This is a genomic window from Aeromonas sp. QDB34, assembly GCF_027705405.1.
Lineage (GTDB): Bacteria > Pseudomonadota > Gammaproteobacteria > Enterobacterales > Aeromonadaceae > Aeromonas > Aeromonas hydrophila.
This window is the reverse complement of record NZ_JAPDBT010000025.1, coordinates 41,396-54,448: the sequence shown is the minus strand read 5'-3', so window position 1 is coordinate 54,448 and position 13,053 is coordinate 41,396. Positions and strand designations below refer to the sequence as shown.

The 13,053-nt window shown below is 61.8% G+C and carries 11 protein-coding genes and 1 tRNA gene; 7 read left to right on the top strand and 5 right to left on the bottom strand.

All coding sequences use genetic code 11. The features are described from left to right. Positions 1-131 precede the first annotated feature (131 nt). From OKC29_RS20640 to rsmC, 4 genes are all read right to left on the bottom strand, one after another. A tRNA-Leu gene (locus OKC29_RS20640) sits at positions 132-217 on the bottom strand. 116 nt (positions 218-333) lie between these two features. Beyond that, positions 334-1,794 carry a glycogen synthase GlgA gene (gene glgA, locus OKC29_RS20635; RefSeq protein WP_073351890.1) on the bottom strand — a complete coding sequence of 487 codons (1,461 nt, stop codon included), beginning with the start codon at positions 1,792-1,794 and terminating at the stop codon, positions 334-336. Further along, positions 1,784-3,001, bottom strand: coding sequence for a glucose-1-phosphate adenylyltransferase (glgC, locus tag OKC29_RS20630; RefSeq protein WP_011707513.1), 1,218 nt, complete (start codon positions 2,999-3,001; stop codon positions 1,784-1,786). The genes glgA and glgC overlap by 11 nt, the downstream gene beginning before the upstream one ends. Before the next feature lie 149 nt (positions 3,002-3,150). Continuing rightward, the gene (gene rsmC, locus OKC29_RS20625; RefSeq protein ID WP_073351873.1) at positions 3,151-4,179 is read right to left on the bottom strand and encodes a 16S rRNA (guanine(1207)-N(2))-methyltransferase RsmC; all 1,029 of its coding nucleotides are present in this window, start codon (positions 4,177-4,179) and stop codon (positions 3,151-3,153) included. Between the two features lie 280 nt (positions 4,180-4,459). Here rsmC and dapA point away from each other — a divergent pair, with 280 nt between their 5' ends. The 4 genes from dapA (at position 4,460) to OKC29_RS20605 (ending at position 8,831) form a co-directional block, all read left to right on the top strand. Further along, positions 4,460-5,332, top strand: a complete 873-nt coding sequence (gene dapA / locus OKC29_RS20620) for a 4-hydroxy-tetrahydrodipicolinate synthase (RefSeq protein ID WP_073351870.1) — start codon at positions 4,460-4,462, stop codon at positions 5,330-5,332. A gap of 94 nt (positions 5,333-5,426) precedes the next feature. Further along, positions 5,427-7,067 (top strand): GGDEF domain-containing protein, encoded by a 1,641-nt coding sequence (locus OKC29_RS20615; protein WP_073351868.1) that lies wholly within the window; start codon positions 5,427-5,429, stop codon positions 7,065-7,067. A 4-nt stretch (positions 7,068-7,071) separates the two neighbouring features. Further along, positions 7,072-8,175, top strand: a complete 1,104-nt coding sequence (locus tag OKC29_RS20610) for an EAL and HDOD domain-containing protein (protein WP_011707509.1) — start codon at positions 7,072-7,074, stop codon at positions 8,173-8,175. A gap of 65 nt (positions 8,176-8,240) precedes the next feature. Next, positions 8,241-8,831 (top strand): HAD family hydrolase, encoded by a 591-nt coding sequence (locus OKC29_RS20605; protein WP_049046126.1) that lies wholly within the window; start codon positions 8,241-8,243, stop codon positions 8,829-8,831. Between the two features lie 139 nt (positions 8,832-8,970). Here the strand turns inward: OKC29_RS20605 and hfq are convergent, their stop codons facing one another. Then, positions 8,971-9,333, bottom strand: coding sequence for an RNA chaperone Hfq (gene hfq / locus OKC29_RS20600; protein ID WP_011707507.1), 363 nt, complete (start codon positions 9,331-9,333; stop codon positions 8,971-8,973). A gap of 177 nt (positions 9,334-9,510) precedes the next feature. Here hfq and OKC29_RS20595 point away from each other — a divergent pair, with 177 nt between their 5' ends. The 3 genes from OKC29_RS20595 to OKC29_RS20585 are packed head-to-tail and all read left to right on the top strand — an operon-like array spanning position 9,511 to position 13,005. Further along, a complete protein-coding gene (locus tag OKC29_RS20595) occupies positions 9,511-10,797 on the top strand; it encodes a paraquat-inducible protein A (protein WP_073351864.1) in 1,287 nt (428 codons plus the stop codon). Further along, positions 10,790-12,436 carry an intermembrane transport protein PqiB gene (pqiB, locus tag OKC29_RS20590; protein WP_011707505.1) on the top strand — a complete coding sequence of 549 codons (1,647 nt, stop codon included), beginning with the start codon at positions 10,790-10,792 and terminating at the stop codon, positions 12,434-12,436. Before OKC29_RS20595 ends, pqiB begins: the two co-directional genes overlap by 8 nt. Continuing rightward, entirely contained in the window at positions 12,436-13,005 is a 570-nt protein-coding gene (locus OKC29_RS20585; RefSeq protein ID WP_073351861.1) for a PqiC family protein, read from the top strand. Before pqiB ends, OKC29_RS20585 begins: the two co-directional genes overlap by 1 nt. Positions 13,006-13,053 lie beyond the last annotated feature (48 nt).

The window sequence follows — 13,053 nt, the reverse complement described above, 5'->3', positions numbered from 1 at the left end:
AGAGGGACTCGAACCCTCACACCCGGGGGGCACTAACACCTGAAGCTAGCGCGTCTACCAATTCCGCCACCTTCGCACATTCGGGTTATCAGTCTGGATTGACATGCTGTCTGATAAAGCATGTTGCAGTATGGTGCGAAGAGAGGGACTCGAACCCTCACATCCGTGGGACACTAACACCTGAAGCTAGCGCGTCTACCAATTCCGCCACCTTCGCATCACTGCGGTGGGGGATTCTATAGAGTTTTGAAGGAGCGTCAACAGCCAAAGGGGACTTTTTTCGCTGTTGACGTTCAAAGCAGCATCAAGGGGACAAAACTTCAGCAATCTGCCTCAGTGGCGGGCCAGTGCGTCCTGATACATCTGCTCGTATTGAGTGACCGAATCCGGCCAGTTGAAGCGGGTGTTCATGGCATTGCGCTGCACCCGGGCAAACTGTTCGGGATCCTGCAGGTAGTAGAGCAGGCTGCGGCGCATGGCATCGAGCAAGATGTTGGCGGTTGGATCGTTGAAGCAGAAGCCGGTTGCGTGCTCCGGGTCGGCATCCCAGTCCACCACCGTATCTTTCAGGCCACCGACGGCCCGCACCAGCGGCAGGGTGCCATAGGCCAGGCTGTACATCTGGTTGAGTCCACACGGTTCGAACAGAGAGGGCATCAGGAAGAAGTCGGCACCCGCTTCCACCAGATGAGCGAGCCGGTCGTCATAGATGTTGATGAAGGCGAGCCGGTCCGGGAATTGTTGCGCCAGGGTCTGCAGTTGAGCTGCGAGGGAGGGATCCCCCGAGCCGACGATCACCACCTGCACCTTGTGATGCAGAAACTTGTCCAGCACCGGCAGCAGCAGGTGAACGCCCTTCTGTTCGGTCAGCCGGCACACCATGCCATAGATGGGCAGATCCGCCACCGGCAGGCCGGTTTCCTGTTGAAGACTCTGCTTGCAGATACGCTTGCCGGCCAGATTGTCGACGTCATAGGTGGCCGGCAGGAAGTCGTCAAACGCCGGATCCCAGTCCTGATAGTCACAGCCGTTGAGGATGCCGCGCAGATCCGCCGCCCGTTGCTGGAAGATGCTGGCCATGCCGTGGGCACCCAGGTGGGTCAGCAATTCGCTGGCATAGTTGGGGCTGACCGCGTTGATCTTGTCGGCATAGAGCACGCCGCATTTGAGCAGGTTGACGTGGCCGTAGTCGTAACTGATGCGCTGTTCGTAGTCGGCAATCTCGGGCACGGCCCAGAACTGCTGGCGCTCGAATACCCCCTGAAAGGCCGCGTTGTGAATGCTGATCACGCTGCGGGTGTGCTGGAAGAAGGGATTGTGGGCGTGACGGGTTTTCAGCAGCAGCGGCAGCAGGCCGGTGTGCCAGTCGTTGCAGTGCACTATGTCGGGGGCAAAGGCTAGCTGTTCACTGGCGTGCAGCGCTGCCGCGGCCAGAAAGGAGAAGCGCTCGCCGTTGTCCGGATAGGCCTGGTTGTTCTCGGCGTAGAGCTGGGGGCGATCGAAGTACTGCGGGCAGTCGAGCAGGTAGACGCAGACTCCCTCCAGATCCATCTGATAGATGCGGTAGCCGATATCCGGCAGGCCCGGGTGGGTTGGCAGCCAGCGCGAGACCAGCAGTTTGGCCTCATCCCGTCGCTTTATCGTCTTGTAGAAGGGCAGCATGATCCTGACATCATGCCCCTTCTGGGCCAGGTACAGCGGCAGGGCTCTGGCCACGTCTGCCAGGCCCCCGGTCTTCACAAGCCCCTCAACTTCCGAGGCAACGAACAGGATTTTCAGTGGGTTAATAGCCAACTCTTGCTCCCTTAGGTACCACGACGATACCGCCTTCGGACACGGTAAATCGTTCTCTGTCATGGTCCAGATTTTCACCGATCACGGTGCCGGGCGCAATTTCAACGTTCTTGTCGATGATGGCGCGGCGAATTGAGCAGCCCTCGCCGATCTTCACGTCCCCGAGCAGGACCGACTCGCTGATGTGGCTGCAAGGTCCCACGTTGCAGCGAAAACCCAGGATGGATCGCTGGATCTGGCTGCCCTGAATGAAGCAGCCGCCGGAGATCAGCGAGTTGGCAATCTTCACCTTGCAGTCGTCGGTATCGACGAAGGTGGCGGGCGGCAGCGGCGGGTAGTGGGTATGCAGCGGCCACTTGCGGTTGTAGAGAGAGAAGGGGGCATCGTCGGCCACCAGGTCCATGTGCGCCTGCCAGTAGGAGTCCAGCGTCCCCACGTCGCGCCAGTAGACGTTGGGCTTCTCGCCCGGAATGACGTTGGTGCTGTAGTCATAGACATAGACGGGGGCGCGCGGGAACAGGCTGGGGATGATGTCCTTGCCGAAATCGTGGCTGGAGTTCTCCTCGGCGGCATCGCGCTTGAGTTCGCGATAGAGCGCCTCGGTCTCGAAGATGTAGTTGCCCATGGAGACCAGCGCCTGGGTGGGATCGCCGGGGATGTGCTTGGGTCGCTTGGGCTTCTCTTCGAAGCCGATCATCCGGCCCTCCTGATCCACCTCGATCACCCCGAAGGCGCTCGCCTCCTCGATGGGCATGCGCAGGGCGGCGACGGTCAGGGCGGCGGCCTTCTGCTTGTGGAAGGTCACCATCTGGCTCACGTCCATCTTGTAGATGTGGTCGGAGCCGAAGATGCAGACGTGCTCGGGGTCGGAGATCTCGATGAAACGCAGGTTCTGGTAGATGGCGTCGGCGGTGCCGTCATACCAGCGTTTGCCCATCCGCATCTGGGCCGGAATCGGGTCGATGAAGCGATCCGTGATGCCGACGATGTTCCAGCCCTTCTTCATGTGCAGATAGAGGGACTGGGACTTGAACTGGGTCAATACGTAGATGCGCAGGAAGTCGGCGTTGACGAAGTTGTTGAGGACGAAGTCGATCAGTCGGTAGCTGCCGCCGAAGGGAACCGAGGGCTTGCTGCGGGTGGTGGTGAGTGGCTGGAGGCGAGTACCTTCGCCGCCGGCCAGGATCATGGTGAGTATGCCTGCCATCGTATTTCTCTCCCTGAATTCATACTATGAAAAGGTTTTCAGCTCGATGCAAAAAAACACCCCTAAAGGGGTGGTTTGAGGTGTGACAATTACCTTATCAGATCCCGTATGGGGCTCTCTACCTGTTTCCGGTGACTGGTTACACTTATTTACACTTTGCTCAGATAGACCTTGAATTTGGCATCGCTGCTGATCACTTCAGTCCGTTTGAAGTGCGTCTCCAGTATAGGCTGATATCGCAGGAAGGCGTTGGCAACTATCGTCAGCGAGCCCTGGGACTGCAGATGATCCGGCGCCTTGGCCAGGAAGGTCTCGGTGGCCGCGTAGAAGGTTTTGAGGCCGGCGTGGAACGGCGGATTGGAGACGATCCGGTCAAATTTCCCCTGAATGTCGGAATAGACGTCGGACGCCCGCACCTCGCCCTGCAGGCCGTTGATGGCCAGAGTGCGGCGGCTGGACGCCAGCGCCAGCGCGTTGATATCCACCATGGTGACCCTGAGTTCGGGATTGCGCTTGGCCAGCACCGAGCCAATCACCCCGGCGCCGCAACCAAAATCAAGCAGCGAGCCCTGCATGGCTGGCAGGCTGGCCAGCAGCATCTGGCTGCCGAGATCCAGTTCGGATGCACTGAACACGCCGGGCAGCGCAAGCACGGTCAGTTCGGTGTCGCCGGCCTTGCATTGATAGCGACCAAACCAGCTATCCAGCTCGAACGGGGCGACCGGTTTGCTCAGCTCGCCGTGATAGAGGGAGCAGCGGCGGGCCGAGTCGCGCTTGACCGGTTTGTCGCCATAGGGGGCCAGCAGCTTGTCGGCCCCATTGATGCCGCCGCGGTTTTCACCGGCGAGGAACAGCTCGGCACCGGCTTCCAGCAGCGGAGTCATCATGGCCAGCAGATACTGGGCCTCGGCCTTGGCCTTGGGCATCAGCAGCAGCAGGGCATCGAAACGGGGAGCGCCGCCGAGCTGATGGTCGAACAGGATGGCATCCCCCAGCGCGGCCTGCTGGCTGCGGTAATAGCAGTAGTCTGTGGTAAAGACGGTGAGGGAGTGGGCCAGGGTCGCCAGCTGGCGCGGATAGTCATCCTCCAGCGCGCCGCACACCAGCAGCCGCTTGCCGACAAAAAGGGCTTGGTTTCGTTCCAGCATCTGGCTGACGGCACTGATCGGGCTGCTCATCGGGTCTCTCCACGCAATTTTGGGCGGCCATTATACATAGCCGCTTTCGCCTTGACATTTATGCCGTGTTCCCGAAATATGCCCAGACACCATTTTTTGAGCAGAGATGACGCAATGCGGTTCAACGGGTTGAAACGAAAGCATAAAAAGAGCCTGACATTCGGGCCTGCCGACGTTCGCGCGTAACCTTTCATCCCTGAGCAGATTCAAACCCCGGTTGCGCACATCGTACCGGGGTTTTTTATTGCCACATTCATGAGTCAACGGAGAAGGAAATTCCATGTTCAAAGGTTCAATCGTCGCCCTGATCACCCCCTTTCGACAGGGCAAGCTGGATGAAGAGGCGCTGGCGCGTCTGGTGGAGTGGCATATCGAACAGGGTACCCACGGCATAGTGCCGGTGGGCACCACGGGCGAGAGCCCGACCCTGACCCATGACGAACACTGCCGGGTAGTGGAGCTGGTGGTCAAGCTGGTAGCGGGCCGCATTCCGGTGATTGCCGGGGCCGGCTCCAACAACCCGGTCGAGGCGATCGAATACACCCGTCATGCCGAGCAGGCGGGAGCCGATGCCACCCTGCACGTGGCCGGTTACTACAACCGCCCCAATCAGGAGGGGCTCTACCACCACTTCAAGGCGGTGCACGACGCCACCAGCAAGCCGATCATCGTCTACAACATCCCGCCGCGCGCCATCGTCGACGTGCAGTCGGCCACCCTGGCCCGACTGGCCGAGCTGCCGCGCATTGCCGGGGTGAAAGACGCCACCGGCGATCTGGCCCGCCCCTGGACCGAACGCCAGCTGATCAAGAAGCCGTTTGCCTGGCTGTCCGGTGAAGATGCCACCGCAGTGGCCTACAACATCGGCGGCGGTCAGGGCTGTATCTCGGTGACCGCCAACGTGGCTCCCAAGCTGGTGGCTGAAGTGCAGAACCTCACGCTGGCCGGCCAGTGGCAAGCCGCGCGTGAACTGCAAGACAAGCTGATTCCGCTCCATCAGGCGATGTTTGCCGAGCCGAGCCCCGCCGGTGCCAAGTATGCGGTCTCCCTGCTGGGCTTTTGCAGCGAGGAGTGCCGCCTGCCGGTGATGCCGCTGTCCGAGGCGACGCGCACCCGCATTCGTGACGCGATGCAGGCGTTGAATCTGTTATAAAAAGTGGGCTCTGGATCGCGCTTTTGACTGGCTAGTCAATTAAAGTGCAATGTTTGTCGATATACTCGCTTGGATACAACCAAGGATGACAGGCATGCAGGAATGGGATCCAGAGCACTTCACCAGTTTTGAACATCTCTGTGAAGTGACGCTGGCGGCAGTCAGGGAAAAAACCGAAGCCGAACAGATCTACTTGTGGCTGCGGGCGCCCGAGTCCCAGCTATACAGCTTTCAGCTCGAACAGGGGCTGGTCTGCCTGACTGCCGACGCCCTTGCTACGCTCCAGCTGCCAATCGTTTTCATCGAACATGCCCTCGACAAGGGACAGCTGGTGGTGGAGCAGCTAGCCCACCCTCACGACATCTGGGAGGCGGTTGAGCCGCAGACGACACGCCTGCGCGCCTGTTTCCCGCTCAAGCGCCACAAGGGGCTGGAGGCAGTGGTCTATCTGGAGACCCGCCGCCGCCTCGATCGTCTCTCCCGTCGCCAGCAACAGAGCATTCAGCTGCTGATGCACTATCTTGCCGCCGAGCTGGAGAGTCGGTTGCTCGCCAACCAGATCGATCTGGAACGGGATCAACGACTGCATACCCAGGCCGATCTCATCCGCAGCCAGGCGCTGCAAGGTTCCTTCCTCAGCATGTTGCAGGCGCTGCATCAGGTGGGGGTTCAGCTCTCCCGCTGCGACAGCGAGCATCAACTGCTGCGTGAGGCCGTGGTGCTGGCCCGCCAGGAGCTGCAGTTCGATCGCATCGCCATCTTCCTGGTCGACGCCGAGTTCAAGACCATGCACGGGACCTGGGGTACCAACGAAGCGGGCGAGCTGATCGACGAACATCACTTCATCAGTCCCATTCCGGATCACCCCACGGTGCAGGAGGCGCTGCGCCGCAAGGATTATGTGCTGGTGCTGGAGGATGCGCCGCTCTACTACGAAAAGCAGGAGGTGGGGCGCGGCTGGAACGCCATGGTGTCGCTGTGGGACGGCGCCACCCCGATCGGCTGGATTGCGGCCGACAACCTGCTGTGGCGTCGACCGCTCAAGGCCTATCAGAGCGAGATCTTCAAGCAGTATGCGGCCATGCTCTCCCAGTTGCTGATCCGCCAGCGCACTCAGGAGGCGCTTGAGCGTTTCAATCGTGAACTGGAGCTGCGGGTCAGCGAGCGCACCATGCAGCTGGCGGAGACCAACCGGGCGCTGGAGGAGGCCAACAAGCGTCTGTCGCTGCTGTCGCTGGAGGACCCGCTGACCGGCATCGCCAACCGCCGCCACTGGGATCTCACCATGCAGCGGGAGTGGGAGTGGGCGCGCCGCCATCAAAACCTGCTGGCGGTGCTGATGATCGATGTGGATGAGTTCAAGTCCTACAACGATCACTTCGGTCACGCCAAGGGAGACCAATGTCTGCAACAGGTGGCCGGTCTGCTGCAGGAGGCGGAGCGGCGGCGCACCAACCTGGTGGCACGCTATGGCGGCGAGGAGTTCGTGATCCTGTTGTGCGGTCCGCAACCCGGCGAGGCGGAGCGATTGGCGGAGCAGATTCACCAGGGGCTCAGCGAATTAAAGATCCCGCATCCGGCCTCCCGAGTTGCTGATTTCATTACGGTTAGCATAGGCTTTAGCTATCTGGTTCCCTCGCTGGATGGAACATGGCAGAGCTTGACCGAACAGGCTGATCAGGCGCTCTATCATGCCAAATCGCAGGGGAGGGCGTGTACGCTAGCCTATCGGTGAGCCCATGTTGTTACGTCGCTATCCCATCTTCAACCGCCGCCTCGCCCTCGTCGCCTATGGCATCGACTATCAGCTTGCCGACCCGTCCGAGTGGACGCTGCTGGCGGCCCAGTGCCGGCTGCTGGCACAGGGGCGACAATACCTGCTGCCCTTCACCCACGAGCAGCTCGATGAACTGCGTCCCCTGCTGTTCGATCAGGACACCATACCGCTGGTCGAGGCCTCGGCCGATCGGCTGCCCGCCTCCTTCCCCGTGCTGGAGCAGTGGCGCGACTACCGGCGCCGGTTGGCGGTGCACGGTGCCCAGCGCGAGCCGCGCTGGTTCAACGCCTCCCGGCTGCTGGTGTTCTGGATGGGCGAAGAGGGGATCCGCCAGCCGACCGAGCACAAGCGGATGGCGCTCGACATCGAGACCTGGGGAGACTTCCTGCCGCTCAAGGAGGCGGGGGTCGACTTCTTCGCCGGCGGTTTTCTCGCCCGCCCTGAGCTGGTCAACCAGCGTGCCGCCCAGCCGGACATGAAGCTGGTGCAGGAGATACTGCAGCTGATCTGCCGCGAGGAGTTCTCCTTCGCCCGGGTGGCCACCCTGCTGGAGCAGGATGCCTGGTTGCCGGGGCAACTGCTGAGCTATGTCAACGCCCCCGGTTTCGATCACGCCAGCCCCATCGTCTCGGTCACCCGGGCGCTCTCCTATCTGGGGGAGCAGGAGATCCGCAAGTTCGTGCTCATCTATGGGCTGGCCAGAGTCAGTCAGCACATGCCGGAGGCCTGCACCCGTATGGCCATCGCTCGCGGCCGCTTCTGCGAGCTGATCGCACTGAATGCGCTCGGCAAGGCGGCTGCCAGCTGGGCCTTTCTGGTGGGGTTGGTACTGGATGGCTCGCTGCTCTCCGAGCAGCTCAAGGCCCACCTGCCCAAGGACGTGAGACGGGCGCTGGAGTCTCGCGAGGGGCCGCTCTTTCATCTGTTTCAGCTGGTGAAGAGCTATGAACAGGGGGATTGGCCCTTGCTGGCCCAGCTGGCGCCCACTTATCAGCTGGAGCCAGCCAGACTGACGCCCATCTATTTTCAGGCACAAATGTGGGGGCAAGCGTTTCTCGCCACCTAGGTCGTGGCGAGCAAAGATGGCTCTGGCTAGAATGGGGGCCCTTTGTTCAGAGACAGACTCCGCACATGACCCTATCCGGATTTCAAGGCCTGGTATTTGACCTCGACGGCACCCTGGTGGACTCCATGCCGCTGCACCTCGCCGCCTGGGCGCACACGGCCCGCGAATTTGGCTTTCACTTCGATGCCGACTGGTTCTATGAGCTGGGCGGCATGCCGAGCCGCAAAATCGCCCTGCTGGTGGCCGAGCAGCAGCAGATCGCCCTGGATCCCCTCATCGTGACCCGCTGCAAGACCGAACACTACGTGGCCAACCTGCACAAGGCGACCGTCTTCCCGGCCATGCTGGAACTGGTTGAGCGCTATCATGGCCGCATCCCGATGGGGATCGGTACCGGCTCGCCCCGCATCAATGCCGAGGCCGTGCTGCGCAACACCGGGCTGGATCGCTACTTCCCCGTGGTGGTGACCGCCGATGACGTGGAGCTGCACAAACCCCATCCCGATACGTTTCTGCTGGTCGCACGTCGGCTGGCTGTCGAGCCGGCAGGCTGTCTGGTATTCGAGGATACGGGGATCGGTGTGCAGGCCGGTCAGGCTGCGGGGATGCAGACCTGCATGGTCAGGGATGGCAGACCGGTCGACTTGCAGTATTGAAGGGAAGAGAGAGAACACGGACGGATCCACTCGGAGGAAGAGTGGAGTCCATTCTCATACGGGACAGACATGATACATGAGAATGGACTCGGTCACCCTTTGACGCAGCAATGGCGTTGGGGTGACTCAGGCAAGTGCATTACTGCTCGCTGCTACCGCCGCCCTGGTTGTCGTCATAACGACCGGGAGCGCCGTGGGGGCGCGGCGCCATGGAGACGCGGGGCTTGCGGGCACGCTGGATGCTGACCTGTGGCCGGCCTGAGTGCATGGCGATGGTGGAAATCTTGGCCTTGTAGACCAGCTGCTGGTTGCCGTGGGCATCGGTCAACAGCACGCTGTACTGGTCGAAACCGCTGATGGTCCCCTCCAGCTTGATGCCGCTCACCAGGAAGATGGCGACCTGACTGCGATTCTTGCGCAACCAGTTGAGGGCAGAATCTTGCCCGTTCCCGAGGGAGAAGGCTTGCTCAATCGTGGAGTAGCTTGGGGATTCAGTTGTCATAAATTATTGTCCCGCGGAAAAAAAGTGGCGTTTGATTGTGCTAAATGGTCACTAGCTTGTCAAAGTCATTCTCACACCTGACCCGGATGGTGCAACGACAGGGCTGGTCGGCGCGGGCCGCTGCTGTAATAATTGGCTGCTCTGGCCCCGTGGCGGGCCTCATGCTGGGGTTTCATCTTGCATCCGGTTTCACACCAACACCAACACCAACCCACCTATACCCATGACGCTACTGCGTGCGAAGAGTGCGACCTGCTGGTGCCGGCCACCACGCTGGCCGTGGGGGAGGCGAGCAGCTGCCCGCGTTGCGGTCATACCCTGAGCCGCCATCTGCCGGAGCAGGAGCGCAGGCCCATCGCCTACGGCTTTGCGGCCATCATCATGTTCGTGCTCTCCAACTCCTTTACCTTCATGTCCTTCTCCGCCAAAGGGGTGGGGCAGGAAATGACTTTTCTGCAGTGCATCACCACCCTGGTGGATCAGGGCTACCTGTTCCTCGGGGCCGTGCTGAGCCTGACCCTGATCGGCCTGCCGCTGGTCTATATCGGTTCCATCATGCTGGTGCTGTGGCGGGTCGACAAGGATCTGCACAGCAACGCCCTGCGCTCCCTCGGCCGGCTGCTGTGCCGGATCAAGCCCTGGCTGATGGTGGATGTGTTCCTCATCGGGGTGCTCATCTCGCTGGTCAAGCTGATGGGGATGGCCGACATCAAGATGGGCCTGTCGTTCTGGGCGTTCGTCGGTTACACGGTGCTGCTGATCAAGATGATCTCATCGCTGGACCGGATGTGGCTGTGGCAGCGGCTGTTCGGGCCGAGCGAGCTGCACGGGCTGACGGTGGAGGATGAAGAGGCCAGCGCCATGACCTCCGGGCTGGTGGGCTGCCACATCTGTGGCGCCCTGAGCGAGGCCGGTGCCGACAGTTGCAAACGGTGCGGCGATCATCTGCACAGCCGCAAACCGGGTGGGCTGAACCGGACCTGGGCGCTGCTCTTCACCTCGGTGATCCTCTACATCCCGGCCAACCTCTATCCCATCATGGACACCGTCTTTCTCGGGGATGACAGCCCCTCCACCATTCTCGGCGGGGTGGTACTGCTGTGGGCCATGGGCTCCTATCCGATTGCCGCGGTGATTTTTTTCGCCAGCGTGGTGGTGCCGCTGGTGAAAATCCTGGCGCTGCTGTGGCTCTGCTACATGGTACAGCGCGGCCAGGGGGCATCGCCCCTTGGCAAGCTCAAGCTTTATCGCATGACTGAATTCGTGGGACGCTGGTCGATGATCGACGTCTTCGTGGTGGCCATCCTGGCGGGCCTGATCCGGCTCGACAACCTGATGACCATCTATCCGGGCCCTGCGGCCGTCGCTTTTGCGGGTGTGGTGCTGATCACCATGGTGGCAGCCATGAGCTTCGATTCCCGCCTGATCTGGGATTTACAACAAGGAGAACGCGAATGTGAGTGAGCGTAAGAAAAGGTGGAAACCCGGCTCTGATTTTCTGAGCTCGGCCGCCGCTATCTGGATGGTGCCGCTGCTGGCGCTGTTCATCGGGATCTGGATGCTGTTCCAGCACTGGTATTCACAAGGTCCCAGCTTCACCCTGACGGTGGCGACGGCCGAAGGCATAGTGGCGGGCAAGACGGTGATCCGCTCCCGCGAGGTGGAAGTGGGCCGCATCGAGGCGGTGGAGCTCAGCGAGGACTACAGCCATGCGGTGCTGAAGGCCCGTTTGACCAACGCCGCCGCCGGCATGCTCAAGAAGGACAGCCAGTTCTGGGTGGTCAAGCCCAGGGTCGGCCGGGAGGGGGTCTCCGGCCTCGGCACCCTGCTCTCCGGCGCCTACATCGAACTGGCACCCGGCAAGAAGGGCAAGGCGCGCGACGAGTACGCCATGCTGGACAAGCCGCCACTGGCCTCCCAGGACGCCAAGGGGCTGCGACTATCGCTGAGCAGCCGCGACACCCGGGCGCTCGGGGTCGGCTCGCCCATCAACTATCAGGGCTTCACCATAGGCCAGGTGGAAGAGGCGAAGTTCCTGCCCGAGAAGAGCGAGATGCAGTATCAGATCTTCATCAACGCCCCCTATGACGTGCTGGTGAGCAGCAACTCCCGCTTCTGGATGACCCCGGGTTTCGAGGTCTCCATGAGCAGCGAGGGGATGAAGGTGAAGATGGATTCGCTGGAGAGCCTGCTGGACGGCGGCATCACCATGGGGCTGCCGCCCGGCTGGGCGCCCGGTGAGCCGGTCAAGCAGATGGACGACTTCACCCTGTTCCAGGATCAGGCCAGCGTACTGGCCGGTAGCCTGGATCAGTTCATCGACTACGTGTTCCTGTTCGAGGACAGCGTCGGCGGCCTGCACCCGGGCGCGGCGGTGGAGTATCGCGGCATCCGGGTCGGCACCGTCATCTCGGCCCCCTATCTCATCGACGAGAAAGGGGTGCAGATGTTCCAGAGCCGGCAGATCCCGGTACTGGCGCGGATCGAGGTGCAGCGCCTCTCCCACCGCTATGCCAATGCGGAGAAGGAGCAGTGGCGGGCACTGTTCGGCAGGCAGTTCAAGGAGGGGTTGCGGGCGACGCTCAAGACTTCCAGCCTGCTGACCGGGGGCAAGGTGGTGGATCTGAACTTCTATCCGGATGCGCCCAGGTTCCAGCCCACCAAGCTGGCGGGCTATCAGGTGTTCCCGACCGTACAGGCCGGGCTGGATCAGATTGAGCGCAAGGTGAACCAGATCCTCGACAAGTTCGTCGACATGGACACCGCCAAGACGCTGAACCAGGTCAACCACACCCTGGTGACCTTGGAGCAGACCCTGAAGAACGTCAGCGCGGTGAGCGCCAATCTGGACAAGTTCACCGGTCAGAGTGCGACCCAGCAGTTGCCGGCGTCCCTCAACGACAGCCTGAAGCAGTTGCAGAGCACGCTGCAGGAGTATGACGCCAACTCCCAGACCAACCAGGATCTGCGGCAGTCGGTGCAGTCGCTCAACCAGCTGATGCGCGAGTTGCAGCCGCTGGTGCATTCGCTCAACGAGCAGCCGAGCTCGTTGATTTTCGATCGGGCTCGCCCCCGTGATCCCGAGCCCAAGCGAGGTCAATGATGAAAAAACAGATGATGGCGCTGGCCTTGCTGGGCCTGTTGGTGGGGTGCAGTTCCGCGCCGACGCAGCTGCACTACTACTCCCTCGACGCCGAGTCGCAGCAACCGGCCGCAGTGGTGGCTCAGCCGCAGCACCAGCTGGTGCTCAAGCCGGTGTCCCTCTCCGGCCAGCTGGATCGGATGAGCCTGGTCTATCAGCTGGAGGGCAAGGAGCTGCACTTCGCCGAGTACCATCGCTGGGCGGGGTCGCTGGATGCCCAGCTCGATCAGCTGACCCTGAACGGCCTCTCCAGCCGCTTGCCGGGTTGGGTGGTGCGGCAGGACGGTGCCCGCAAGGGGCCGGTGTTGACCATTGCGGTGGAGCGCTTCCAGGGGCGCCACGATGGTCGTGCCGTGCTGAGCGGCCGCTGGCGCCTGCTGACCGAAGAGGGCACGGTACTGCGTGACGTCCCCTTCCAGCAGGTGCGGGTGTTGCCGGCCGATGGCTACGGCACTCTGGTGAGCGAGCTGGGGGCTGGCTGGCAGCAACTGCTCGATCAGATTGCGGCAGAGGTGCGCAAGGGCGCCTGACGCTGTGCCGATGCACGACCCAAAATGGAACGGGAGGCCTTGGCCTCC